Source organism: Pseudarthrobacter sp. lyk4-40-TYG-27, from assembly GCF_030209295.1.
Lineage (GTDB): Bacteria > Actinomycetota > Actinomycetes > Actinomycetales > Micrococcaceae > Arthrobacter.
Genome location: NZ_JARVSH010000001.1, coordinates 507,508 through 531,974 on the forward strand (window position 1 = coordinate 507,508; position 24,467 = coordinate 531,974).

Genomic DNA, 24,467 nt, shown 5'->3' on the forward strand with positions numbered 1-24,467 from the left:
AACGCGGGTGCCCGCGTACACACCATCCAGCAGAAAGGCGTTCCAATGACCACTTTCGAACCTCTCCTTGGGATCGGCGTCAGCGAGATGCAAAGCGCCGCGGGGAGGGAAGTCAAGAGGATCATGGCCGAGGCAGGCGGCGACCGTCTCAAGGCCGACAAGATCGTCCTCAACAAACTCCTTGAGCTTCAGTTCGTCACCGAATCGGAGCTGCCCGTGCTGACGCGCATCTGCGAACTGGGATACGCCGTCACGGGCGGCAAACACGACGCTGCCGCGGCCCACACCGAGGTCAAGAAGGCGTACGAAGAGCTCTTGGTCCGCGGCAACGCCACCCCCGTGGCGCTGTCCTATGCATCCGGCGCCATGGGCTCCTACGTGCCAACCAGTTCCGGTGGACAGACCACAGTCGTCTACAAAAAATCAGGCGGCAACTGGCAAGGGACCCTGGCCGGGGCGGGAGCCATCATCGGAGGATACTTCGGGGGCCCGGGCGGCGCGGCCGTCGGCGGCGCCATCGGCGGTGTCCTCGGCAAGATTGTCGACGACTGCTGACCGTGAAACACCCGGGCCTTCAACAGGTGCACCATCACGAGATGCGGCGTGAAGATGTACCCCGAGAACGCGATAGGAAACTATCCGAAATGCGGCGGATCGATTCCGGGCAAAGAAAAATGCAGCGCGCCATTGGCGCGCTGCATTTTGTGGCCACTCCTGAGGTAGCCCTAGCCGTCGCTTCCGGCAGCGGACGTGCCGGCGGATGACGTGCCCGGCCTGGGGTGGCCGAGGGCCGAGGAGCCTGCGGCAGGGGAAAGGCCCAGACGGCGGACGATTTCGGCTGCTTCCTCTGCGGGAGTGCGGCCCACGTCGATGACGACGGTATTTTCCTCCGGTCCCGGAGGTTCCAGGGTGGCGATCTGTGAATCCAGCAGGGTGGCCGGCATGTAGTGGTCCATGCGGCTCGTCAGGCGCCGTGCGATCTGTTCCTTGGAGCCAGACAGATGCACAAAGACGACGTTCTTCTCACGGAGCCGGTCACGGTAGATCTTCTTCAACGCTGAGCAGGTAATGATGCCTGGTATCCCGGCCATGGTGTGTTCGATGATCCAGGAGGCGATCGTGTCGAGCCAGGGCCAACGGTCGTCATCGGTCAGCGGGATGCCGGACGCCATCTTTTCGATGTTTTCCGGTGAGTGGAGGTCGTCGCCTTCCTCAAGGTCCCAACCAAGCTGGCCGGCGAGGATGCCTGCCACCGTGGACTTGCCGGAACCTGAGACACCCATGATGACGAGGACGGGCTGTTGGTCCTGCCCTGGTGCGGGCACTGGATCCTGCGTCATGGAATCACCACGGAAAGAAGCATCACCAGGCCGAAGCCGACGAGCGAGATCAGCGTCTCCATCACTGACCAGGTCTTGAAGGTCTGGCCCACGGTCAGGCCGAAGAGTTCCTTGACCAGCCAGAATCCGGCGTCGTTGACGTGGGAGAGGAACAGCGATCCTGCACCCACCGCGAGTGCCAACAGGCCTGCGTGCCCCGGGGAAAGGGACGTGGCCAATGGAGCGACGATGCCGGCCGCCGTGACGGTTGCCACCGTGGCCGAACCCGTGGCCAGCCGCATGGCCACGGCGATGAGGAACCCGAGGACCAGCACCGAGATGTTCGCGCCGGTGGCCCATTTCGCGACGGCGTCTCCGACGCCGGCGCCGATCAGTGTCTGCTTGAACCCGCCGCCGGCGCCGACGATGAGGATCACCGCGGCGATCGGTCCCACGGAGGCACCGATCTTGCCGCCAATCTTGTTGCCGGAGAAGCCGACGGCGTAGCCGAAGGTCACCAGGGCCAGGAGCACGGCGAGGGTCATGGCGACGAGCGGTTCACCGATGAAGTCGAAGAACACGCGTGCCGCGCTGGGGTTCTTGGCGTCCGGGGAAATGATGTCAACGATGGCCTTGAGGAGCATGAGCACGACAGGGAAGACGATGGTCAGCAGGGTGACGAGGAAGGACGGCTGGCGTTTGGCGTCCGGGTCCGCCTGCGTGTGTTCGGTGTCGATACCGCCGGCCAGCTTCGGTGCGTCGACGGGGACCCAGCGGGCGGCGTAGATCGCGAAAAGCGGTCCGCAGATAATGACGGTGGGGATGGCGATCAGGAGGCCGAGGGCAAGTGTGATGCCGAGCGGGGCGTTCAGGCTGGAAATGGCAACCAGGGGGCCGGGGTGCGGCGGGACCAGTCCGTGGAGCACGGAAAGGCCGGCAAGGGCTGGTATGGCAACGCGCATCAGCTTTCCGCCGGACCGCTGGGCGACCAGCACGATGACCGGCAACAGGAGCACCAGGCCGATCTCGAAGAACATCGGCAGACCGATGATCACCGCCACCAGGGCCATGGCCCACGGCAGGAGCTTCGGGGAGACCTTGCCAAGCAACGTGTCCACCACGCGGTTTGCCCCGCCGGAATCGGCAAGCAGTTTGCCCAGCATCGCGCCCAGGGCAATCAGCAGGCCCACTTCCTTCAGGGTGTTGCCCACGCCGTCTTCGAAGTTGCTGATGACCTTGTCCAAGCCGACGCCTGACGCCAGCCCGACAAAGGCCGAGCCGAGCACCAGTGACAGGAAGGGATGAAGCTTGAATTTGACGATCAGCAGCACGATGAGGGCGATGCCGATCGCGGCGACCACCACGAGTTGGGTGTCGTGGCCGTTCCAGGGCTGCGCTGCCGCAGGAAGGAGGAGGGGTGTCATGGGTTTCCTTGGGTTGGGGCGGAACCGGGATCTGTTTGTTTTTGACCGGACCGCCAAATATGCTGTGGATCACCGTACACACTAAATACGATTTATGGAACCCGGCGGCGCTGCCAGCAAATTGACGTGCGCCTCCGGCCCAAAGGGGGACGCTGCGATGACTGATCAACCAGGGACCGCCCGGCACGTCAGCAGGCATTCTGCGATCGTCGAGCGGCTCGGGAGTGACATTACGTCCGGCAAGCTGGCCACCGGACTGGTGCTCCGCTCCGAAGACATGGAGCAGCAGTACGACGTCACGCGATCCGTGCTCCGCGAAGGCCTGCGCGTCCTGGAAACGCTGGGAATGGTGACCTCCCGCCGCAGCGTGGGCGTATCCATCCGCCCCCAATCCGAATGGAACGTTTTCGATCCGCTCGTGGTCAGGTGGCGGCTGAATGGTTCAGGCAGGGCAGCCCAGCTTCGGTCACTGACTGAGCTCCGCTCCGCCGTCGAACCGCTGGCCGCAAAACTCGCTGCCACGCGGATAGCGGCGGAGGACGGCCGCCTGCTGCTTGAACTCGCGGCAGGACTTGAAGTCACGGCCGAAGCCGGCGACCTCGAAGCCTTTCTTCCCCTGGACATCCAATTCCACGCGTTGATCCTCAAAGCGTCCGGCAACGAGATGCTGCTCAACCTGGAATCGGCGATCGGAGAGGTCCTGACCGGCCGGACCCACCACGGGCTGATGCCCGACCGGCCCGAACCAGAGCCGCTGCGCCTGCACCTCGAAGTCGCACGGGCCGTTGTCGCCAGCGAACCCGCGGCGGCACATGCGGCCATGCAACGCATCGTGGACATCGCGGGCCGGGAAATGGACGCAATTTTGGGATAGGGATCCGGAGTACAGGCATGAACCCAGGATTCCCTCCCCGGAGGCAGGGGCGTTAGGCCCTGTCGGCGCCCACAGGTCAGGTATCTACTGAAAGGACGGCGGGCCCTGCGTGGCCCTTTACGGCCAACGAGTCGAGCGCAGGGTTGAGTCACCCAGCCAGGCGGATCAGGAGCACGTATGAGCGGGCAACATCCACCAGCGCTGCAGTTCCTGGGCGCTACGGACACGGTGACAGGTTCCCGATACTTGGTCCGTTCGGAAAATCACCGGATCCTTGTTGAGTGCGGACTTTTCCAAGGCTATAAGGTCCTCCGTGATCGAAACCGCACTCCGTTGCTGGTCAGCCCGGCGAGTGTCGATGCGGTGGTCCTCACCCATGCCCATTTGGATCACAGCGGGTACATCCCCGCCTTGGTACGCGATGGTTTTCGCGGTCCTGTTTACTCGACACCCGGTACCGCGGAGCTGTGTTCCCTCCTGCTCCCGGACAGCGGTTATCTCCAGGAGGAGGAGGCCCGGTATGCGGACCGCACCGAATCGTCAACGCACCATCCGCCCATGCCCCTCTATACCGCTGAAGACGCCGTCCGGTCGCTGGACAGTTTTCAAACCCGGACCTTCGACTCCCCTTTCCTGCTGCCAGGGGGCATCGAGGCAACATTCCTTCCGGCCGGGCATATCCTTGGGGCAGCACAGGTACACCTCGCACTCGCAGGCCACACCGTGCATTTCACCGGCGATCTGGGACGCAGGAACGACCCCCTGATGTACCCGCCTCGAGACCTTGGGACCACTAACGTCCTTGTCACGGAATCCACGTACGGCAATCGGACACACCCAGGAGGAAACCCGGAAGCTGAACTCGGCGAAATCATCAGCCGCGTGGCCAAGCGACATGGAGTCATCATGGTCGCCGCGTTCGCCGTCGGCCGGGCCGAGACCGTCCTGCTGTACCTCTCCCGCCTCCTGGCCCGGCATGCGATTCCCGCCATCCCCATATACCTCAACAGCCCGATGGCGATCGACGCCTCCGGTATGTATCAGCGCCACCGCGAGGAACACAGGCTGGCACAGCACGACTTTGAAGCCATGTACAGGGTCGCGAAGCCCATCCGCAGCGCGGACGAATCGAAACTGCTCAACCTCCGCGGCGGACCCATGATCATCATCTCCGCCAGCGGCATGCTCACGGGCGGCCGGATCCTGCACCACCTCGCTGCCTACGGCCCAGACAAGCGCAATGCCATCATCCTTAGCGGATACCAGGCCGGAGGCACGCGCGGCGCAGCACTCGCCGCAGGTGGAAAACACCTCCGCATCTACGGGCAGGATGTCCACATCGAAGCAGAAGTCATCCAGATGGAAGGCCTCTCCGCGCACGCGGACTCCAATGAATTGCTCCAATGGATGCAGGCAGCCCCGCAGGCACCAGACATGACCTACATCACGCACGGGGAGCCGGACGCCGCTGACGCTCTCCGTGTCCGAATCAAGCGTCAACTTGGCTGGAAAGTCCGCGTTCCTGAACACCAGGAGACTGTTTCAATCGAAAACCCCCGCTGACACCCGGCCTGCCACGTCCGCCGTGCTGGTTAGCTCCGTGGCAGACGCGCGCAGCCGGCCACTCCACACACTCATTCGTTTGGGGGGCCGGCGGCCGGTTGGCCTCGGCGTTCGATTCTCCGGTGCCTGCTTGACCGTCCCGCACTGTCGCGTACCAGGCAGGGGCCCCTACAGTCCGGCGGCGATGGACCGGAGCGCTTCGAGGTGGTGCTGGTAGGCAGTCCGCCCGGCAGGCGTGAGGGAGAGCCAGGTCCGCGGGCGTTTTCCGACGTAGCCTTTTCGGATTTTGATGTAGCCGACAGCTTCGAGTTGGGCAGCCTGCTTGGAGAGCACCGGGGCCGTCACCTCGATCGTGTCGCGGACGTGGGCGAACTCGGCTTCGTCGACCTGCGCCAAGGCGGCAACGATACTGAACCGGACGGGTGCGTGAATGTGCTCATCCAGCCTGTGCCGGGCATGCTGGCCGGCACTGCTCACCTGGAGATCCAACGGATAGCTGCAGCGGCCGCCAAGGCTGGGGCGGCGGCGAGGACGGCGCCCAGAGCGACCATGGGCCACGTGTTGTCGGCGGATTGGGACGCATGGTTGAGCCAGGGCAGAACGGCGATCAAGGACAGGACGAAGGATCCTGCAATGCCTGTCCTTGACCACAACCTCGCCCTTCGAGGGACCGTTTTCGCTGCCCGTTCGATCCACCAGGCAACGAGCAGCCACAAGGCAATGAAGGCAACGGTCTTCACGGCATGGGCCATGCCGCCGGCGAGGATATTCTGACTCGCCATGTAAAAGGCCGTGGTAGCACCGAACACAGCCGTTGCCAGGGCGTGGACCGAACGGTCCCGCTCTGAGGTGATGCTGCGGGCCTGGACGGCAGAGAGCTGCTCACGGGCTTGCTCCGGGGTTGGATGGTTTGTCACGGAAACTCCTCGCTCAGTTGAATGTCTGTCCATCTAAACAAGTAGTTTCCAAATTGGCAACTACTTTCCATTGGGCGTTCGCAGCTCATATGCGGGCTCTAACCAGGAATCAGAGGACGGGCGACGCAGGCACCTCCTCTAATTGCAGCCCTTAAGGGTGCGGGCGATGGAATCATGCTCGGCCGGAGTGACCCAGAGGCTGTACTTGGCCTTGACGGTAGTCTGGCGGGCGACGTAGTCGCAACGGAAGGCTTTGTTCGGCGGCAGCCACGTTGCCGCGTCGCTGTCACCCTTGGCGGCGTTGGTCGGTCCGTCCGCAGCCATGAGGTTAAGCGGGTCGTTGGCGAATTCCTTGCGCCGCTCTTCACTGAGCTGCTGTGCACCTTTCTGCCATGCATCACTGAGTGGAACGATATGGTCGATCTGGACCCTGGAACTCGTGTCCTGGCCGCGGACGAAGCCGATCCTCGTGCCGGTGTACTTGTCGGCCAAGGTGCCGCTGGCAACGACACAGCCATTGGTGCCGGGCTTGAAAGTCTTGTCCAGGAGATCACGCCCAAGAATGTCATTGCGGGTATCACAACCGTTGTGGTCGACGTCCGCCCACGCCGGCCCGAACTCATCGCGGGTATAGCCGGTCTTGGGCGCCCGACCTTTTACTTGGATGGTTTCCAGTTGGGCGAGAGCTCTCGCGGCGTCAACGGAAGCTTCGAACCACCGCTGCCGCGCGCAACGGCGCCCGTGGTGCCTGCCACACTCGTCGGACCCGCGGTCCCCCGGCAACATCCGCCCAGACACCGTGTTCTCGCTCCCCTGGGCAAGAAACGCCGTGTACGCTGTGGGCCATGACGGCGCCGCAAATCTATGTCATGTTCCCCGGCACGGCGCGTGAAGCACTTGGTTTCTACGCGGACGTTTTCGGCGGCGAACTCTCCTTGTTCACGTACCGGGAGTTCAGCCGGAATGACGGACCACCGGATGCCATAGCCCACGGCGTCCTCTCAGGCCCGGTCGCCGTGGCCGGGGCGGACGCGGCCACCGGCGAGAATGCCGTCCAATCTGAGGGGCTGATGCTCTCGCTGCTGGGAACCGCCGTACCTGCCGTTCTTCACCAGTGGTTCGACAAGCTCGCCTTGGGCGGCAGGGTGGTCGATCCCCTTGGCCCGAAGCCATGGGGCGCGGCGGACGGCCAGGTCATCGACCGCCACGGGCTCCACTGGCTCATCGGCTATGAGACGGCACCCTGAAGCACGCACACCTGTGACCTCGCCTCGTCGTCAGCAGATCGACGCCGCGGATGTCGGTCCGGGAGTTCCACCGCAGGCCGGTGGGTCGAGACGCTCTGGACACCCGCGCGCCCTGCGGCCAGGCCCCAGTACACTGATCCACACACGATTAATCGGGACAGTACCTGAAGGATGGCCAAGAGATGACGGACAAGCTGCGCCTCACCCCGGACGACGACTTCCCGGAGGATCTGGAAGTGATGACCGATAACGATGTTCAGGTACTGGACAGCAGGATCCAGCGACAGCTCGATCATGAAATCGTCACTACGGGCGAATCGGATCCCGAAACGGAATTCCGCCACTACGAACTCGATGATGAGTTCACAGAACGCGGCAAATAAACCCGGTAGGTAGACATGCGGGGTTTGCGCTTTAACCAGGCGGTCTCGAAGGCGGCGGTTCTGGTGCCCAGGCATGTCGTCGTCACCGACGACGACCCGTGTCACGGGTGCGGCAAGCCCGTCATTCGTAGTCGATGGCGCGGCCTTTGGCGAGGGTTTCGGCCCACCACTTGAGCCCTTCGGCGAGAGCTTTGAGCCGGGGCTCGATAGGCTCGAAGACGCTGAAGTCAGCAGGGTCTTTGGATTTCAGTGCCGGGCGTATGACGTCAGGCAGGATGTGCACGGCCTGGCGGATGGCTGCCATGTCAAGTTCCACGGCCACCAGTCGGAGTTGTTCGATCACCCGGGCTCCCCCTACGCCGCCCCAGCCGACGAAGCCAACAGGTTTGCGCTGCCACTCGATGAAGGTGTGATCGATGGCGTTCTTCAACACTGCGGGGTAGCCGTGGTTGTATTCACCACTCATGATGACGAACCCGTCCGCTTCATCAAGTTTGCGGCCCAGCGCCGCGATTGCCTCGGTTGGGTAGTCACGCCCGGTGACGGACGGCGGTTTTTGGTCGAAGAACGGCAGCGGATAGTCGCGGAGATCCAGCAGTTCCACGTCCAACCCGTGCTCCCGCAGCCGCTGCTGCACCCAAGGGGCGACACGTTCGCTGAAGCGGCCCGTCCTGGTTGTTCCCATGATGACCTGGATCCTGGTCATTGGCGCCTCCTGGCCGTACTCCCACTCATTGAAGAAACGCCGGCGCGGATGCCGTTATTTCATCACGGTTACCACCGCGCCGGCCAAGTGGTGAACCCTCCCTCGGATGCCACCGCCGACGGCGCCCTGGAGAGACGGCCGTCTTCGGCGTGCCCGAGAAGCGCCAGGCGGTGTTCATTCCCGATGGGCTGATGCTTCGAGACAGGGCTGTTGTAGGTATCGGCGCCTGTCAGGACTCCGCCCGCGTGTCAAACCCGGAATTGTACGGAGATCTCCAGTTAGCTCCCCCAAAACAGATTAGGGAGGCAGGACAATAGCTATACGCGCTAAATGATCCTTAGAATTGGCGGACCCAAACGCGGCCTTTCATGGCCCCAATATCCAGGTTTTCCCATCCGCCGCAGGGAGTGCAGGGGCTCCCCACCGAATTCAGCTCGTCATTAATTGCCAGGAGGCAACAATGAATTCGCTCCCCCGCAAAACCGCAAAGTTTCTCTCGATGACCGCATTTTTTGCCCTGGTCATATCCGGCTGCAGTTCGCAGCCCGCCACACCTGCCAACCAAGGGCCACCCGCCGGCCCAGCAACCTCTGCCGCTCCCACAACGGATTCTGCAACGATCCCAGCGACCATCACGGCCCAACCGCAATTTGAAACTCCCACGCCGGCCGCCACCCCTACAGCGCAAAGGCAAACCGTCACCCCCACGGCTCAACCGCCAACCGCCACAGCAACTGTCAGTTGCTCAAGCACCGACAGGCTTAACCCGGGCCATTGCATCGAGAGCGACCCATTGGGTGATGCACCGCTCGGTGCTGCGCCTCCGCAAAGCCAGGTCATCCCGGGTAGCGACTACTCGTACACCGTGGAGCAGTACCTGAATTTCGTTATGGACGATGTAGGAAACCAATGGGCGAAGTGGTTCCCTTCAGTTGGCCTGCCTCAACCGTCCGTATACTTCATCCTCATCGAGCCAAATACGACAACCACGAGCAAATGCTTCACCGTGCCCCTCACCAGTGATCATCCGAACTCTTATTACTGCCCCAAGGACAGCGACAGCCAACATGACGGGACAATTATTCTCCCCGTCACGACCTTCCAGAAGATGTGGACAGGGGACGTCTTCGAACGCAACAGCAAGACCAAGGGTGACTTTGCTGCCGCCATCCTTGTGGCCCACGAGTTCGGCCACCACGTTCAGAATGCGATCCAGCTGGGTTACAACAAATTGCATCCGGAATCGCCAATATCGGCCGCACCGCAAGGAAAAAACATTGAACTCATAGCCGACTGCTTCGCAGGCAATTGGATGGCCACCGCCTATTACGAAGGGCTGCTGGAGCCAGGTGACTACGAAGAAGCCATTGCCGGCCTGGAGTCCATTGGCGACACACTCCCCGGCGGAACGGCCCCGCACGGCTCGGCAGACGAACGGAAGGCGGCGCTCTTGACCGGCTACAACGGCACGGCGGAGACGAAATCGGGCGATCCCCTCGCCTGCATCTCCACCTACTGGAAATAGGGGGCTCCCTCGGCTGCTCGCCACCGTGTCGTCGAGGGTGCCTGGACTGGGAGGATCCGGTCCCCCAGTGGAACCCAGTAGATCGTCAAAGCCTGGGACTGGAGTGACGGCGCATCTTGTAATACAAGTTGTCAGCTTGTATTATATGTGAGCGGGGTAACGTTGCCCCCTTTCCCAGGAGTATCAATGAGTACTGTCGATCTGATCCGGCACGTCAAGCTGTCCACCGCGCGCCTGCCGCTCACTGTTCCCATCAGCGACGCCAAAGTCTTTACCGGCCGGCAGAAGCCCATGACCGAGGTGGTCTTCCTGTTCGCCGAGATCACCACCGAACTCGGGCATTCGGGCATCGGCTTCAGCTACTCCAAACGGGCCGGCGGACCGGCACAGTACGCCCACGCCAAAGAGGTCGCCGAAGGCCTGATCGGCGAGGACCCCAACGACATCGCCAGGATCTACACCAAACTCCTGTGGGCCGGGGCCTCCGTGGGCCGCTCCGGCGTCGCCACCCAGGCCCTGGCCGCCATCGACATCGCCCTGTACGACCTGAAGGCAAAACGCGCGGGCCTGCCCCTGGCCAAGCTCCTGGGCTCGTACCGCGACTCGGTGCGGACCTACAACACCTCCGGCGGCTTCCTCAACGCCACCCTCAAAGAAGTCAAGGACCGGGCCAGCCGGTCCATCGAGGAAGGAATCGGCGGCATCAAAATCAAAGTAGGCCTGCCGGACAGCACGGAAGACCTCCGCCGGGTCGCCGGCATCCGGGACCACATCGGCCCCGACGTCCCACTGATGGTCGACGCCAACCAACAGTGGGACCGCGCCACAGCCCTGCGCATGGGCCGCCGCCTCGAAGACTTCAACCTGGCCTGGATCGAAGAACCGCTGGACGCCTACGACTTCGAAGGCCACGCCCACCTCGCCCACGTCCTGGACACCCCCATAGCCACCGGCGAAATGCTCGCCTCCGTCGCCGAACACAAAGCCCTGATCAACGCCAACGGCTGCGACATCATCCAACCCGATGCCCCACGCGTCGGCGGCATCACCCAATTCCTCCGACTCGCCGCCCTCGCCGACGAACGCGGCCTGGGCCTAGCCCCGCACTTCGCCATGGAAATCCACCTCCACCTCGCCGCCACCTACCCCCGCGAACCCTGGGTAGAGCACTTCGACTGGCTCGACCCGCTGTTCAACGAAGGCCTCGAAACCAAAGACGGCCGGATGATCGTCCCGGACCGCCCCGGCCTCGGCATCACCCTCAGCGACCAAGCCCGCGCCTGGACAACCGAAAGCGTGGCCTTCGGCGCGTAACTGCCGCTCCGGGCGCGCACGGTTGCCGGCGCCCACAGAATCCACGCTTGCCGCCGTTCGCGCCCACGGCGACACGGCCGAAGCACACAATGCTCCGGCTTCCCCCTGCGGCACACAGCGCAGCACCGACAACTAAACCCACGAGTGTTCGGATGTCCCGGCCCGGCCCACTGACGCCGCAGTGAACCCGACCCCCGCGCTTTTTTCACGATAAGGAACGTCGATGTCCAATCCCATCATCCAATCCACCACCCAGGAAGCCGGACCAGCACGTCCTGCACGCACCAAGTCCCATACACGGTTCCTTGTGCTGGGGCTGATCTTCTTCGTCACGGTAGTGAATTACGCAGACCGCAGCAGCATGTCCATCGCGGGAACAGACATGACCAAAGAACTCGGGATGACATCAGTCCAGCTCGGGTTTGTTTTCTCAGCCTTCAGCTGGGCCTATGTCGTCGGACAGCTTCCGGGCGGATACCTGCTGGACCGGTTCGGAGCCAAAAAGACCTACGGGCTCAGCCTCGCGCTCTGGTCCGCGGCCACTCTCGTGGTGGGCTTCGTCGGCCTGATCTCCACACCGGTTCTGGTATCGGTGGGCATCCTGTTCGCCCTACGTCTGTTCCTCGGGCTTGTGGAAGCCCCTGCCTTTCCTGCTAACGCACGTATTACCACCATGTGGTTCCCCACCAGCGAGCGCGGTCAAGCCACGGCAGTGTTCAACTCCGCTCAGTACCTCGCCACAGCGATGTTCGCCCCCATCATCGGTTGGATGACCTTCAGCTTCGGCTGGCGCATCGGGTTCTACGTCCTGGGCGCACTTGGCCTGGCCATGGCCGTCGTCTGGTTTCGCTGGATGAACGTCCCCTCAAGGCACAAACGCGTCTCCGCAACAGAAATCGAAACCATCCGGGCAGGAGGAGGCCTGGTCGACCTCGACGAATCGGCAACCCTCTCCCAGCGGAAGGCGACAATCACCCGGTCCCAGTTCAAGCAGCTCTTCACCAGCCGCATGTTTTGGGGTCTCTACGTGGCACAATACGCCGTCAACGCCCTTACCTATTTCTTCATCACCTGGTTCCCGATCTACCTGGTCAGCAGCAGGCACCTGAACATCATGCAGGCCGGTTTCATCGCGGCCATCCCCGCCCTCGCAGGGTTCGTTGGCGGCATACTGGGTGGATTCATCTCCGACCTCCTCCTACGCAGGGGAGTCCCCCTCACGGCGGCACGGAAAATTCCGTCGGTTGCCGGCATGGCACTGGCCATGCTGATCATGCTCTGCCCATTCACCGACAGCACTCCCCTCATCGTGACGCTCATGACTCTCGCATTCTTCGGTAAGGGGGTTGCGGCACTGGGCTGGGCATTCGCCACCGACATGGCCCCCAAGGAAGCCAACAGCGTCTCCGCCGCCATCATGAACGCCTTCGGCAACATCGCCGGCATCGTGACCCCCATCGTCATCGGATTCGTCATCGCGGCCACCGGGAACTTCGACGTCGCCCTCTGGTTCGTCGGCGCCCACGGAGCCGTCGCCCTGCTCGGCTACCTCATCATGGGCAAGGTACAGCGGCTCGAATTCACCCACGACAAAGCACAGAACTAGACTCCTCTGGCGCCCAAGCCCGACTCGCCGAAGAGAATGCCGCAAGATGACTCTCGTGCCACGGGGTCCTCTTCGCCGATGCTTCCTTCAGGGTTCGACTGGACCGCTCACCCAAATCACCTGGCTGCCTTCAGAGAACGCATATGACTATGCCTCCACGACAGGCATGAACACTGAGGTCACGAGCTCGGCTTCGGGCGTTTGGCTCGGATCGTTGCGATAAATGTTGAAGTGGTGCGTCGCGAGGTCGTCATCTTCCCTGGCCGGCCGCCAATCGTTCTCGGCCATGAACGCTGCGATCGCTTCATGTGCCCGGGGAATCGCATCCGTGTACGGCCCGGTGACTGTAGCGGCCACCACGCGACGTGCGGGAAAGTGCAGCACGCTCAGTGGCTCCGCGGCCTCGGTATCGGGCGCTACCTCAAGGAAGACCGACTCGTCGACGTCATGCTCGCGGTATTCACCGTCGTGTTCGATGCACCCGCCAGCCCCCGTGACGCGAGTCCCTTGGGCTGAGATCTCAGGCGTGAACCGGGCCCATAGTTCGCCCTCGGCAGTGTAGTCGGGCACCCTCCCGCGAAGGGTGATGAGGGTTTGCTCGGGCAACGTGGTGAGTTGGGCCGAGATGGTAGACATGGCGTCCTCCTGACGTTGTTGGTCCAGCATTCGTTCAATGATTACGAGCCGTCGCAGGGCGGCTGACGATTCCTCGGCAAGGGCCGCTCGCTGAGCGGACAGGGCTTGTGCGTAAGCGGGGGTCCCCCGGGCAGCAAGGAGCGCCCCTATGGCAGACACACCAAAGCCCACGTCCCTGAGCCGCCGGATTTCGCTTGCCTCGCGGAGCTGGTCGTGGGCATACCAGCGGTAGCCGTTGGCTTGATCGACAACAGCCGGAGCGAGGACTCCGTTCGCGTCGTAATGCCGCAGCATCCTGACACTGATCCTGCTGAGCGAGGAGAAGTGGCCGATGGGCATGAGCTTCGAGATATCGGTCATGCCTCTGATTCTCCGCGCTGACATCGTGTCAGAGTCCATTTTCTCGAAGACTCATGTGACGGCGCGCTGCGACCGACCAGCCGGGGTGCCGACCAAAAGTAGCCTAAGCCCATCTCTCTTGGGCTACCCGCGCCAATGCTGCCACTGCCAGGCGTGCCGGAACATGAGGCCCATCGAGGTTCTCAGGGCTACAGGCTATAGCGACGAGCCGCCGGGACGGCCCGTCCAGGGCTGTACGCGACCCCGTTCCAGTCAACGACAGGCTGGCACGTATCTCACGAATACGGTGCCGGGATTGGGAAATCTGCCATTCCCGGCAACGCCCCCCATGCAGTGGGCGACGGCGCACATGTGGAAAAACCCTTTGACACCAAACAGCTAACGCGGGTAACCTAGATCACGCACCAAGGTAACGCGAGTTACTAATAGTAAGACCAGACGACTAGCGGCCAAGGTCCAGTTAGAGAGAAGACTTCTGGAGCATCCAATGGCGGACACCGCCTCCCAAAGCCGGGCACGGAACTTCTCAGACATTGCTTCGCCAGGCAGCTATTGCTGCACACGGGGCGCCAAGGAGCCTCGTAGACGTGGGTCTTTAGGAACAAACACTTAGGAAGTTCATCAACCTATGCAGCAGGACAGCCGACCACTGCCATCCGGCAGTAATCGACTGTCCGGTACTAAAACGCTCTTCGGTCTGACCGCGAAATCAACATCGAAGAGCAAAACCCAACCCACCCTTCACCTTGCTGATGAAGAAAGGAAGAGACAGCTCATCATGACACAAACCAGATTCTTTCTTCAGGTCGAGCCAGGCGCTCTCCCCACGCGATGAAACTGAGAGCACCCCGACTCCTGCAATTGCAGCCAGTTCGATTTCGCGGTGCTCCCTTTACGCCAACACACGCCCGCTCCACAGGTCCGCGGACCGCGTCACGGCCATGAAAAGAGAACAATGAACAGCATTACCACCACCGTTGAGACCTACAGGCCGGCAATGCACTTCGCCGCCAAAGACACGTGGCTCAACGATCCGAACGGGCTTGTCTTCCACGAGGGCACCTACCACCTGTACTACCAGAACAACCCCTTCGGAAACGTCCATGCCAATATGTCCTGGGGCCATGCGACTTCTGCTGACCTGGTCAGCTGGACGGAGCAACCGGTAGCGATTCCCTGTGATAACGACGAGGAAATCTACTCCGGCAGCATTGTGGTTGACGCCGAAAACACCAGCGGATTCGGCGCGGACGGTAAGGCTCCCCTGGTGGCCATCTACACCAGCGCGTACAAGCCGGGCTCCCTCCACGAGGGCACGCAGGCGCAGTCCCTCGCGTGGAGCACGGACGGCGGATACTCCTGGACGAAGTACGCCGGCAACCCGGTCCTGACCCGGAACTCGCCGGAATTCCGGGATCCCAAGGTCTTCCGCTACGACGGCCCTTCGGGCAGCTATTGGGTCATGGTGGCGGTGGAGGCCCATGATTTCACCGTCCTGCTCTACCGCTCACAAGACCTCAAGAGCTGGGAATATCTCAGCACCTTCGGCCCCGCCAATGGCACGGGAGGCATCTGGGAATGCCCGGACCTTTTCGAGCTGCCCCTGGACGGTGACTCCTCAGCCATGAAATGGGTCCTGACGGTGAACATGAACCCCGGCGGCCCCAACGGCGGGTCCGCCGGGCAGTACTTCGTGGGAGAGTTCGACGGCGTCACGTTCAGTTCCGAGACAACCCTCACCGCGGGGATGCAGGACCCTGAGCGCGTACCCGACTACCAGTGGCTGGACTGGGGCCGGGACTACTACGCCGCGGTCTCGTTCAGCAACGTCCCGGGCGGCCGGCGGCTGATGATCGGCTGGATGAACAACTGGCAGTATGCCAACCACATCCCCACCTCGCCCTGGCGCAGCCCCATGAGCCTGGTCCGGGACGTGTCCCTCGTTTCCGTGAACGGGCAACCCCGGCTCCTGCAGCGCCCCGTACCGGAGGCGAGGGCAACTTCGACACCCGGTCCCGAGCAGCGGCTGGCCCTGAACGGCCCCGCAACCGTTGAGGGCGGCACTGCGGTACAGCTTATTGACATCACCTTCTCCCCTGGTGACGCCGAGGAGTTCGGGCTTGTGGTCAGAGGGTCAGCGGACGGGACGGTCGGGACACGAATCGGGATCCACGCCGGCAGCGGGGACCTGATCGTGGACCGCACCCACTCCGGCGACACCGACTTCCATGAAGCCTTCGCCTCCACCAGCCGCGCCCCCATTGCCGCAGCCAAGGATGGCAACTACCGCCTGCAGATCTTCGTCGACCATTGCTCAGTGGAGGTCTTCGGCAACGATGGGCTCGTCTCGGTGACCGAACTGATCTTCCCGGATCAAGCCCAAACTTCCCTCACTCTCTACTCCACCGGCGGCACAGCCGACGCAGTGCTCCAACTCACCAACTTCGAAAAGGCTGATGCCTAATGGAATACCGCAAATTGGGAGCCTCCGGCCTGTACATCAGCGAAATCGCCTACGGAAACTGGGTCACCCACGGCGAGCAGATCGACCAGGCCGCCGCGACGGAATGCGTCAAACAGGCACTGGAGTTGGGCATCACCACCTTTGACACTGCCGATGCCTATGCCGGAACCCGGGCGGAGGAAGCTTTGGGTGTCGCGCTCAAGGGAACACGCCGTGAAAGCGTGGAGATCCTTACCAAGGCCTACTTCCCTACCGGGGATGGCCGGAACGACCGCGGCCTGTCCCGCAAGCACGTCATGGAGTCCATTAACTCCTCGCTGCGCCGGCTCCAGACTGACTACGTGGATCTCTACCAGGCGCACAGGTATGACTACGAGACTCCGCTGGAAGAGACCATGCAGGCTTTTGCCGATATTGTCCGGGCGGGGAAGGCGCACTATATCGGGGTGTCGGAGTGGACGGCGGACGAAATCCGCTCCGGCGTTGCCCTTGCCAGGGACCTTGGGGTCCAGCTCATCTCCAACCAGCCGCAGTATTCCATGCTGTGGCGCGTCATCGAACCGGAAATCGTTCCCCTGAGCGGGGAACTGGGCATTGGCCAGATCTGCTGGTCTCCGCTCGCCCAGGGAGTCCTCACCGGCAAATACACCCCCGGCGCGGCGGCCCCGGAAGGCTCCCGCTTCCGAGGCGACAACGGCAAGCTGAAGAATGACCACCGCTTTCTCAACGAGGACATCCTCATCCGCGTCCAGGAATTGAAGCCCCTGGCCGAAGAGACGGGACTGTCCATGGCGGCTTTCGCGGTTGCATGGGTACTCCAAAACCCCAACGTCTCGGCAGCCATCGTGGGAGCATCCCGGCCCGATCAGCTCGTGGACAACGTCCGTGCCGCAGGAGTGAAACTCGACCAGGAAATGCTCCTGAGGATCGATGACATCCTCGGCCCCGTCATCGAAAGAGACCCCGGGAAGGTCGAGTCCTTCAAGGACCGCCCCTAACAGCAGCAGCTAAAGAAATGTATTGACACCATCTAGTAACGCGGGTAACTTAGATCACAGCCCGAAAGTAACGCGAGTTACTAGGCTTAGATTCACCCCATTGCCTCCGTATTAGCACGGGCAACCCCAGCTCAACGAAGACCTCTGGAGCATTCAATGGCGAAGACCACCTCCCCCGACAAACCCGGCACTGCCCGGCAGCGTGGCGTCACCATGAATGACGTAGCCAAGCATGCCGGAGTATCCCGGACAGCTGTTTCATTCGTGCTGAACAACCGTGAAGACGCCAGCATCTCGGAGGAGACCCGGGTCCGCATCGCTGAGGCGGTTCAAGCTTTGGGCTACCGTCCAAATGCCGGGGCGAGGGCGCTGGCATCCCAGCGCAGCGATTGGTACGGGATCGTCACCGAGATCGTCACGGCCCCATTCGCCGTGGACATCATCAAAGGTGCCCAGGACCAGGCCTGGAGTGACGGCCGGTTCCTCCTGATCGCCCCGTCGGACCAGGGTGATGCGGCCGGCCCCAACCAGGGGATGGAGGATGCTGCTGTGGAAAAGCTGCTGGAGCAGCGGGTGGAAGGCCTGCTGTACGCCGCAACCCACCACCGTGGCGTCCATGTGCCCCCCAGCGCGCACGAAGTGCCCACGGTGCTCGTCAACTGTTTCGACCTGGACGGGAAGCTGCCCTCAATCGTCCCTGACGAACGCGCGGGCGGACGGGTCGCCGTCGAACGCCTCCTCAAGGCCGGCCACACCAAGATCGGTGTGATCAACCTGGACCCCCGCATCCCGGCAGCTGTTGGGCGTTTGCAGGGCGTCCGGGAGGCCTTGGCCGACGCCGGCCTGGAGCTTGATCCGGAACTCGTGGCGGCCGGGTATGCGACGGCAGACGGAGGCTACGACGCTGCCTGTCAGATCCTTGACCGGTACCCGGCCAAGGACCGGCCCACCGCCCTGTTTTGCCTCAATGACCGTATGGCCATGGGGGCTTACGACGCCATCAAGGAACGTGGCCTGGCCATCCCCGGTGACATCGCCGTGATCGGCTTCGACAACCAGGAACTCATCGCGGCCTACCTCAGGCCCAAGCTGACCACTGTTGCGTTGCCGTTCGAAAAGATGGGCGCTCTGGGAGTCCAGACGCTCGCCGCCCTTACAGCCGGACAGCCGATCACTGCCAGTCAGCAGTTGGTCGACTGTCCGCTGTTAGAACGCTCTTCGGTCTGACCGCGAAATCAACGTCGAAGAGCAAAACCCCAACCCACCCTTCACCTTGCTGATGAAGACAGGAAGAGATAACCCCATCATGACACAAACCAGGTTCCTCAAGTCCGCCCGCATTGCCGCGGCCGGACTGGCGGTAGGCGCGATGCTGCTGACCGGCTGCGCCGCCACCGGCAACAAGTCCGGCGGCACCGACGCCGCAGCCAACGCCAGCGCGTTCCTCACCATTCCCCGTGAAGACATGGGCACGTTCGTGCAGAACTTCAACCCGTTCGCGCCGACCGTCAACCCTATGGTCCAGCAGTCCATCTACGAGTCCCTCCTGGTCTTCAACCCGGCCAAGGGCAATACGGTGCCGTGGCTGGCCACCGACTGGAAGGCCGCGGACGACGGTAAGTCCATCACGTTCACCCTGCGTGATGGTGTGAAGTGGTCCGACGGCCAGCCGTTCGTTGCCGACGACGTCGCGTACACGTTCGAGCTGCAGAAGAAGCTGAAGGGCGGCTACGAGTATCTCGACGGCGTGACGGCGCAAGGCAACCAGGTCACCTTCAACTTCAACAAGCCCTGGTCCCCCGCCCTGTACGACGTCGGCCAGCTCAGCATCCTGCCCAAGCACATCTGGTCCGCGCTGGCCGATCCGGAAAAGGACGCCAACGCCAAACCTGTGGGCACCGGACCGTACACCGAGGTGGACAACTTCCAGGCCCAGTCCTTCGTGCTGAAGAAGAACCCCAACTACTGGCAGCCGGACAAGCAGAAGATTGCCGGCATCAAGATGCTCGCGTTCGCCGGGAACGACGGCGCCAACCTCGCCGCCGCCAACGGCGACGTGGACTGGGCGCCCCAGTACATCCCGAATATCGAAAAGACCTTCGTCTCGAAGGACAAGGACCACCGGCACTACTGGTTCCCTCCGACCGGTGCCATGATCAACTGGCAGCTCAACACCACCAAGGCGCCCTTCAACGATGTAGATGTCCGCAAGGCGCTGAGCATGGCCGTGGACCGGGACCAGGTCACCAAGATCGGCATGAGCGGCTACGCGCAGCCGGCCGACTGCACCGGCCTCTCCGGCAACTACGAGACCTGGAAGAACGCCCAGGTCAAGGACAACTGCACGTGGACCAAGCACGACGTCCAGCAAGCAAACGACCTGCTGGACAAGGCGGGCTACCCCAAGGGCCCCGACGGCAAGCGCACGCTCAAGGACGGCAAACCGTTCGAGTTCAAGATTTCCGTGGGTGCTACCTCGTCCGACTGGCTTTCCGTGGCCAACGTGATCTCCCAGAACCTGGCGGAGGTCGGCGTAACCGCGAAGGTGGACTCTCCGGACTGGGCTGCCGTGGTGGCAGGGTACGAAAAGGGTGATTTCGACTCCGGCATCGTCTGGAGTGCCAACGATCCCAGCCCGTACAAGTACTTCAACACCACCATGGGCTCCGCATCGGTGAAGCCGGTGGGCACCAAGGCCTCTGATAACTACCACCGTTTCGGCGACCCCAAAGCTGATGCCCTGCTGAGCGACTTCGCTGCAGCGACTGACCAGTCCAGGCAAAAGGATATTGCCAACAAGCTGCAGGAAGAATACAACGACGCCGCACCAGTGGTGCCGCTGTTTTCCGGCCCGGAATGGGGTGCATACAATGACACCCGCTTCACCGGCTGGCCCACGCAGGACAACCCCTACGCCACCCTCTCGGTTCGCGCACCCACCACGGTTCTGGTGCTGACCAGCCTGGAACCGCGCAAGTAGTCCCCCGCCCCTGAGGCCCATCTGGCCCTCAAGGCACCACACGCCCGACGGCCTGGCACATGCCATCAGCCGGCCGTCGGGCGTACCCACAATCTTGACCACTCCCGAATTGGAGGGAAACCGTGCGCTTCATCCTGCGCCGACTGGGTTTCTACCTGATCGCCTTCTGGGCATCCATTACCCTGAATTTCCTGCTCCCCCGCTTCATGCCCGGGGACCCCGTATCACGCATGTTTGCCCGCACCCAGGACAGAATGCAGCCCGAACAGCTCGAAGCCCTGCGCAAGCTGCTTGGCGTGGACGACCGGCCCATCTGGGAGCAGTACGCCGGCTACCTCCAGAACATCCTCACCGGACAGATGGGGGTATCGATTACGCGCTTCCCCACCCCCGTCACCGAAGTCATCTCATCCCAAATCGGCTGGACCCTCCTGCTTGGCGGAACCGCGCTGGTGATTGCCGCCGTCGTGGGCAACCTGCTGGGCATCCTGGCAGCCTGGCGCCGCGGCAGCGCCCTCGACTCTGCCCTGCCTCCCGTGCTGGTCTTTATCGGATCGTTCCCCTACTTCTGGCTGGCAATGGGCGCTCTGTACCTGTTCGGCGTCGTGCTCGGCTGGTTCCCCATCCGCCACGCGTTCACCGACGGCCTGGAGCCGGCGTTCACTGCCGAGTTCATCGGTGACGTCGGCGCCCACCTCGTGCTACCGGCGCTGACCATCGTGCTGGTCTCCATCGGTGGCTGGATGTTGGGCATGCGGAACACCATGATTGCCACGAACTCCGAGGACTACATCACCATGGCCGAAGCCAAGGGCCTTCGCCCCGGACGGATCATGCTCCGCTACGCAGCCCGGAACGCGATGCTGCCCTCGGTGACCAGCTTCGGCATGGGCCTGGGCTTCGTCGTCGGCGGCGCCCTTCTGACCGAGGTGGTCTTCGCCTACCCCGGCGTCGGATACCAGCTCCTCAACGCCGTCCAAGGCCTCGACTACCCGCTTATGCAGGGCCTGTTCCTGACCATCACCGCCGCCGTGCTGCTGGCGAACTTCCTGGTGGACATCCTCTACGTCCGCCTCGACCCCCGCGTGCGCAGCAACTGAGCAGTGCGTACCCAGTAACCAAGGGACCGACCATGACCAGCGTTATCCTCCAGCAGCCAACTGAAGCAAAAGCTGCCCGCAAAACCAACCGTGGTTTCATCCACGGACTCATCACCAACAAGAAGGCCATGACCGGCATGGCCATCATGCTCGTCTTCATCGTCCTGGCCCTGGCCGCGCCGGTACTGTTCCCGGACGACCCCTCCCGGATCACCGGGATGGCCTCACTGGAACCAGACAGCGAACACTGGCTCGGAACCACCGCCAAGGGCCAGGACGTGCTCGCCCTGACCATCCACGGCGCCCGAAGCTCCCTGCTCGTAGGGCTTACCGTCGGGTTCGCATCCACCTTCATCGGAATCCTCGTTGGCCTGGCATCAGCCTATTTCGGCAAATTCATCGACGAAGCACTGTCGCTGCTGACCAACGTCTTCCTCCTCCTTCCCGGCCTGCCGCTGCTCGTCATCCTGGCCGCCTTCCTGCCCCCGGGGCTGGGCACGGTCATCCTGGTCCTCACCGTCACGGGATGGGCCGGATCAGCGCGCGTACTCCGGGCACAGGCCCTGTCCATCCGATCCAAGGACTTCGTCGCTGCCGCCGTCGTCTCCGGTGAGCGCGCCGGCCGCATCATGTTCCGCGAAATCCTGCCGAACATGGCATCGATCGTGATGGGAACACTGCTCGCCTGCGTCATCTACGGCATCGGGGCCCAGGCCGGCCTCGAATTCCTTGGACTGGGTGACGTCAGCACTGTCTCCTGGGGCAACAACCTCTTCTGGGCCGGAAACGAAGGCGCCCTGCTCACCGGAAGCTGGTGGGTCTTCATCCCCTCCGGCCTCTGCATCGCCCTGGTCGCATTCGCCCTGGCCCTCATCAACTACGCCGTCGACGAAGTAACCAACCCCCGGCTGAGGAAGATCCGCAAACCCGCCACCACCGAAAGGGGCGCCGCACAGTGACCGTCTCCCAAACCTCCTTCGGCTCCCATGAACCGGTCCTCGACGTCAAGAACCTCACCGTCAAATACGTCGGCGACTCCCGCTCGACCACGGCCGTGAACGACGTCTCCTTCAGCATCGGCGCCGGTGAGGTCTTCGGGCTGGCCGGCGAATCCGGTTGCGGAAAATCAACCATCGCCAACTCCATCATGCGGCTGCTCAAGGACCCGGCGAAGATCGCCGCCGGCAGCATCTCCTTCGGCGGCAAGGACGTCCTCGCCATGAACCAGGACGAGCTGCGCCGTTTCCGCTGGCAGGACGTCGCCATGGTGTTCCAGTCCGCCATGAACTCGCTGAACCCCGTGCTCACCATCGGGGAACAGATGGCTGACATCTTCACCACCCACGCCGGCTACCCGCGCAAAGAATCCCTTCGACGCGCGGCGCAGCTGCTGGAACTGGTCCGCATGGACCCCGCCCGCCTCAAGTCGTACCCGCATCAACTCTCCGGCGGCATGCGGCAACGCGCCGTCATCGCCATGGCTGTCGCCCTGAAGCCGTCACTGCTGATCCTTGACGAGCCCACCACCGCACTGGACGTGGTGGTGCAACAGGAGATCATGGCCCAGATCAAGGATCTGCAGCGCGAACTGGGCTTCTCCGTCCTCTTCATCACGCACGACATGTCCTTGATGGTGGAACTCTCCCACCGGATGGCCGTCATGTACGGCGGCCGGATCGTGGAAACGGCCAAAGCCCACGACATCTACACCGCCCCAGGACACCCCTACACCCAAGCCCTCATGGGCGCGTTCCCGCCGCTCACCGGCCCGCGGATCCCGCTTAAGGGCCTGCCCGACGGCGTGAAGTTCCGGAACATCCCGGACCTCGCCAAAATTGCGCCCGGCCACTTCGTGGCACCGTTTGATGCCGACGCCGAAGCCGCCGTCCTTGAAGGAGCAGCACAATGAGCCACGCCGTCCACTCCCCGGCACGGCCGGATGTTTCGTCCCTGACTCCTGCCCTGGAGGTGCGCGGACTTGGTAAGTCCTTCCACATCGGCGGCCTGTTCTCCAGCCAGGCGGTCCGGGCGCTCCACGGTGTCGACCTGACCATCGGTCGCGGAGAGATCGTGGCACTGGTCGGCGAATCCGGTTCAGGCAAGAGCACCCTGGCCCGCTGTGTCGCCCGGCTCGAGAAACCGAGCGAAGGGGCCATCCTGGTCGACGGGGTCGACGTACTCAAACGTGACCGTTTCCAGGCCTCACGGGAGTTCCGGTCCCAGCTGCAAATGGTCTTCCAGGACCCCTTTGGCTCGCTGAATCCCGCCCACCGAATCGAGCACTTCCTCCGCCGGTCCCTCACCATCCACGGCAAAGGCGGCACCCGCCAACGCGGTTCCGAAGAGCAGACCAGGCGCCGTCTCGAAGAGCTCATGACCACCGTCGGGCTTCAGGCCGACATGCTCGACTCCTACCCCCATGAGCTCTCCGGCGGGCAACGTCAACGGGTCGCGATCGCGCGGGCCCTGGCCGTGGAGCCAAACGTCATCCTCGCCGACGAACCGACTTCCATGCTGGACGTTTCGGTCCGCATCGGCGTGCTGAACCTGATGCGGAAACTGCGCGATGAGCAGGGCATTTCCATGCTCTACATCACCCACGACCTCGCCTCCGCCCGGTACCTGGCGGACCGGACGGCCGTCATGTTCGCCGGCGAAATCGTGGAAGAAGGTGAATCACTGGACCTGCTGGCCAACCCGGCCCACCCCTACACCCAATTGCTCGTCTCAGCCGTCCCCGACCCGGCGCGGGCCGGATCCTACGACCCCATCCACCGCGCCCAGCTCCGGCAAGCCGTCATGGCTTCCGCCGGCTGCGCCTTTGAGAACGACCCGGAGCAGCGCTGCTCATCCAAGGAACCCGTCCGGCACCAGGTGGGCGACCCCCTGAACCGCCACTGGGTCCGCTGCCACCTCTACCGCCCGCGCGCCGGCGCCGGCGGCCATGCATTGGCGACAGAACCGGAGCCTGGAGACTGACGTTCCCGTTTCCACGTCCAAACATCAACATTCACGCCCTGGCAGCACCGTCGCTGCCCGCCGAAAGGTAAC

Annotated in this window: 23 protein-coding genes; 16 read left to right on the forward strand and 7 right to left on the reverse strand. The window is 63.0% G+C overall.

What is annotated here, in order from left to right; translation table 11 throughout:
• The first annotated feature begins 45 nt into the window (after positions 1-45).
• A complete protein-coding gene (locus QRM96_RS02365) occupies positions 46-555 on the forward strand; it encodes a hypothetical protein (RefSeq protein WP_109044675.1) in 510 nt (169 codons plus the stop codon).
• Positions 556-725: 170 nt separating this feature from the next.
• On the opposite strand, the gene QRM96_RS02370 is transcribed toward QRM96_RS02365, so the two are convergent.
• Both QRM96_RS02370 and QRM96_RS02375 read right to left on the reverse strand, forming a co-directional pair.
• Positions 726-1,340, reverse strand: a complete 615-nt coding sequence (locus tag QRM96_RS02370; protein ID WP_043423874.1) for a gluconokinase — start codon at positions 1,338-1,340, stop codon at positions 726-728.
• The gene (locus tag QRM96_RS02375) at positions 1,337-2,743 is read right to left on the reverse strand and encodes a GntT/GntP/DsdX family permease (RefSeq protein WP_285318205.1); all 1,407 of its coding nucleotides are present in this window, start codon (positions 2,741-2,743) and stop codon (positions 1,337-1,339) included. The genes QRM96_RS02370 and QRM96_RS02375 overlap by 4 nt, the downstream gene beginning before the upstream one ends.
• 157 nt (positions 2,744-2,900) lie before the next feature.
• On the opposite strand from QRM96_RS02375, the gene QRM96_RS02380 reads away from it, so the two are divergent.
• Entirely contained in the window at positions 2,901-3,617 is a 717-nt protein-coding gene (locus QRM96_RS02380; RefSeq protein ID WP_109044676.1) for a FadR/GntR family transcriptional regulator, read from the forward strand.
• 177 nt (positions 3,618-3,794) lie between these two features.
• Positions 3,795-5,180: an MBL fold metallo-hydrolase RNA specificity domain-containing protein gene (locus QRM96_RS02385; protein ID WP_018761179.1), complete on the forward strand. Its 1,386-nt coding sequence runs from the start codon at positions 3,795-3,797 to the stop codon at positions 5,178-5,180.
• 168 nt (positions 5,181-5,348) lie between these two features.
• On the opposite strand, the gene QRM96_RS02390 is transcribed toward QRM96_RS02385, so the two are convergent.
• The 3 genes from QRM96_RS02390 to QRM96_RS02400 all read right to left on the reverse strand — a co-directional run bounded on the left by QRM96_RS02390 (position 5,349) and on the right by QRM96_RS02400 (position 6,883).
• Positions 5,349-5,657: a winged helix-turn-helix domain-containing protein gene (locus tag QRM96_RS02390; RefSeq protein ID WP_018761178.1), complete on the reverse strand. Its 309-nt coding sequence runs from the start codon at positions 5,655-5,657 to the stop codon at positions 5,349-5,351.
• Positions 5,654-6,097, reverse strand: coding sequence for a hypothetical protein (locus QRM96_RS02395; RefSeq protein ID WP_018761177.1), 444 nt, complete (start codon positions 6,095-6,097; stop codon positions 5,654-5,656). The genes QRM96_RS02390 and QRM96_RS02395 overlap by 4 nt, the downstream gene beginning before the upstream one ends.
• Positions 6,098-6,235: 138 nt before the next feature.
• Positions 6,236-6,883: an HNH endonuclease family protein gene (locus QRM96_RS02400; RefSeq protein ID WP_285318209.1), complete on the reverse strand. Its 648-nt coding sequence runs from the start codon at positions 6,881-6,883 to the stop codon at positions 6,236-6,238.
• Positions 6,884-6,942: 59 nt separating this feature from the next.
• On the opposite strand from QRM96_RS02400, the gene QRM96_RS02405 reads away from it, so the two are divergent.
• The gene (locus QRM96_RS02405) at positions 6,943-7,344 is read left to right on the forward strand and encodes a VOC family protein (protein ID WP_018761175.1); all 402 of its coding nucleotides are present in this window, start codon (positions 6,943-6,945) and stop codon (positions 7,342-7,344) included.
• Between the two features lie 182 nt (positions 7,345-7,526).
• Complete coding sequence (locus QRM96_RS02410) at positions 7,527-7,727, forward strand: hypothetical protein (protein ID WP_018761174.1); 201 nt, start codon at positions 7,527-7,529, stop codon at positions 7,725-7,727.
• Between the two features lie 121 nt (positions 7,728-7,848).
• Here QRM96_RS02410 and QRM96_RS02415 read toward each other — a convergent pair whose 3' ends face one another.
• Entirely contained in the window at positions 7,849-8,433 is a 585-nt protein-coding gene (locus tag QRM96_RS02415; protein WP_018761173.1) for an NADPH-dependent FMN reductase, read from the reverse strand.
• A 460-nt stretch (positions 8,434-8,893) separates the two neighbouring features.
• Between QRM96_RS02415 and QRM96_RS02420 the strand changes: the two genes are divergently transcribed.
• From QRM96_RS02420 to QRM96_RS02430, 3 genes are all read left to right on the forward strand, one after another.
• Positions 8,894-9,958 (forward strand): neutral zinc metallopeptidase, encoded by a 1,065-nt coding sequence (locus tag QRM96_RS02420; RefSeq protein ID WP_285318212.1) that lies wholly within the window; start codon positions 8,894-8,896, stop codon positions 9,956-9,958.
• 186 nt (positions 9,959-10,144) lie between these two features.
• Complete coding sequence (locus tag QRM96_RS02425; RefSeq protein ID WP_285318214.1) at positions 10,145-11,272, forward strand: L-talarate/galactarate dehydratase; 1,128 nt, start codon at positions 10,145-10,147, stop codon at positions 11,270-11,272.
• Between the two features lie 223 nt (positions 11,273-11,495).
• On the forward strand, positions 11,496-12,878 hold the full coding sequence (locus QRM96_RS02430; RefSeq protein WP_285318216.1) for an MFS transporter: 1,383 nt from the start codon (positions 11,496-11,498) through the stop codon (positions 12,876-12,878).
• Positions 12,879-13,025: 147 nt separating this feature from the next.
• Here the strand turns inward: QRM96_RS02430 and QRM96_RS02435 are convergent, their stop codons facing one another.
• Positions 13,026-13,874 (reverse strand): MerR family transcriptional regulator, encoded by an 849-nt coding sequence (locus tag QRM96_RS02435; protein WP_285318218.1) that lies wholly within the window; start codon positions 13,872-13,874, stop codon positions 13,026-13,028.
• A 955-nt stretch (positions 13,875-14,829) separates the two neighbouring features.
• Between QRM96_RS02435 and QRM96_RS02440 the strand changes: the two genes are divergently transcribed.
• From QRM96_RS02440 to QRM96_RS02475, 8 genes are all read left to right on the forward strand, one after another.
• Positions 14,830-16,338, forward strand: coding sequence for a glycoside hydrolase family 32 protein (locus QRM96_RS02440; RefSeq protein WP_285318219.1), 1,509 nt, complete (start codon positions 14,830-14,832; stop codon positions 16,336-16,338).
• A complete protein-coding gene (locus QRM96_RS02445) occupies positions 16,338-17,336 on the forward strand; it encodes an aldo/keto reductase family protein (protein WP_018763803.1) in 999 nt (332 codons plus the stop codon). Before QRM96_RS02440 ends, QRM96_RS02445 begins: the two co-directional genes overlap by 1 nt.
• Before the next feature lie 156 nt (positions 17,337-17,492).
• Positions 17,493-18,563 (forward strand): LacI family DNA-binding transcriptional regulator, encoded by a 1,071-nt coding sequence (locus QRM96_RS02450; protein ID WP_018763804.1) that lies wholly within the window; start codon positions 17,493-17,495, stop codon positions 18,561-18,563.
• Positions 18,564-18,642: 79 nt separating this feature from the next.
• Positions 18,643-20,316, forward strand: a complete 1,674-nt coding sequence (locus QRM96_RS02455) for an ABC transporter substrate-binding protein (protein WP_285318222.1) — start codon at positions 18,643-18,645, stop codon at positions 20,314-20,316.
• Positions 20,317-20,438: 122 nt separating this feature from the next.
• Positions 20,439-21,416, forward strand: coding sequence for an ABC transporter permease (locus QRM96_RS02460; RefSeq protein WP_018763806.1), 978 nt, complete (start codon positions 20,439-20,441; stop codon positions 21,414-21,416).
• 32 nt (positions 21,417-21,448) lie between these two features.
• Entirely contained in the window at positions 21,449-22,375 is a 927-nt protein-coding gene (locus tag QRM96_RS02465) for an ABC transporter permease (RefSeq protein WP_018763807.1), read from the forward strand.
• Positions 22,372-23,325 carry an ABC transporter ATP-binding protein gene (locus QRM96_RS02470; protein WP_285318224.1) on the forward strand — a complete coding sequence of 318 codons (954 nt, stop codon included), beginning with the start codon at positions 22,372-22,374 and terminating at the stop codon, positions 23,323-23,325. The genes QRM96_RS02465 and QRM96_RS02470 overlap by 4 nt, the downstream gene beginning before the upstream one ends.
• Positions 23,322-24,395 carry an ABC transporter ATP-binding protein gene (locus QRM96_RS02475; protein WP_285318226.1) on the forward strand — a complete coding sequence of 358 codons (1,074 nt, stop codon included), beginning with the start codon at positions 23,322-23,324 and terminating at the stop codon, positions 24,393-24,395. The genes QRM96_RS02470 and QRM96_RS02475 overlap by 4 nt, the downstream gene beginning before the upstream one ends.
• Positions 24,396-24,467 lie beyond the last annotated feature (72 nt).

Bases quoted from the DNA above. Each gene is read 5' to 3' on its own strand.
- QRM96_RS02365 (WP_109044675.1), top strand. From the start codon at position 46: ATGACCACTTTCGAACCTCTCCTTGGGATCGGCGTCAGCGAGATGCAA.
- QRM96_RS02370 (WP_043423874.1), bottom strand. From the start codon at position 1,340: ATGACGCAGGATCCAGTGCCCGCACCAGGGCAGGACCAACAGCCCGTC.
- QRM96_RS02375 (WP_285318205.1), bottom strand. From the start codon at position 2,743: ATGACACCCCTCCTCCTTCCTGCGGCAGCGCAGCCCTGGAACGGCCAC.
- QRM96_RS02380 (WP_109044676.1), top strand. From the start codon at position 2,901: ATGACTGATCAACCAGGGACCGCCCGGCACGTCAGCAGGCATTCTGCG.
- QRM96_RS02385 (WP_018761179.1), top strand. From the start codon at position 3,795: ATGAGCGGGCAACATCCACCAGCGCTGCAGTTCCTGGGCGCTACGGAC.
- QRM96_RS02400 (WP_285318209.1), bottom strand. From the start codon at position 6,883: ATGTTGCCGGGGGACCGCGGGTCCGACGAGTGTGGCAGGCACCACGGG.
- QRM96_RS02405 (WP_018761175.1), top strand. From the start codon at position 6,943: ATGACGGCGCCGCAAATCTATGTCATGTTCCCCGGCACGGCGCGTGAA.
- QRM96_RS02410 (WP_018761174.1), top strand. From the start codon at position 7,527: ATGACGGACAAGCTGCGCCTCACCCCGGACGACGACTTCCCGGAGGAT.
- QRM96_RS02415 (WP_018761173.1), bottom strand. From the start codon at position 8,433: ATGACCAGGATCCAGGTCATCATGGGAACAACCAGGACGGGCCGCTTC.
- QRM96_RS02420 (WP_285318212.1), top strand. From the start codon at position 8,894: ATGAATTCGCTCCCCCGCAAAACCGCAAAGTTTCTCTCGATGACCGCA.
- QRM96_RS02425 (WP_285318214.1), top strand. From the start codon at position 10,145: ATGAGTACTGTCGATCTGATCCGGCACGTCAAGCTGTCCACCGCGCGC.
- QRM96_RS02430 (WP_285318216.1), top strand. From the start codon at position 11,496: ATGTCCAATCCCATCATCCAATCCACCACCCAGGAAGCCGGACCAGCA.
- QRM96_RS02435 (WP_285318218.1), bottom strand. From the start codon at position 13,874: ATGACCGATATCTCGAAGCTCATGCCCATCGGCCACTTCTCCTCGCTC.
- QRM96_RS02440 (WP_285318219.1), top strand. From the start codon at position 14,830: ATGAACAGCATTACCACCACCGTTGAGACCTACAGGCCGGCAATGCAC.
- QRM96_RS02445 (WP_018763803.1), top strand. From the start codon at position 16,338: ATGGAATACCGCAAATTGGGAGCCTCCGGCCTGTACATCAGCGAAATC.
- QRM96_RS02450 (WP_018763804.1), top strand. From the start codon at position 17,493: ATGGCGAAGACCACCTCCCCCGACAAACCCGGCACTGCCCGGCAGCGT.
- QRM96_RS02455 (WP_285318222.1), top strand. From the start codon at position 18,643: ATGACACAAACCAGGTTCCTCAAGTCCGCCCGCATTGCCGCGGCCGGA.
- QRM96_RS02465 (WP_018763807.1), top strand. From the start codon at position 21,449: ATGACCAGCGTTATCCTCCAGCAGCCAACTGAAGCAAAAGCTGCCCGC.
- QRM96_RS02475 (WP_285318226.1), top strand. From the start codon at position 23,322: ATGAGCCACGCCGTCCACTCCCCGGCACGGCCGGATGTTTCGTCCCTG.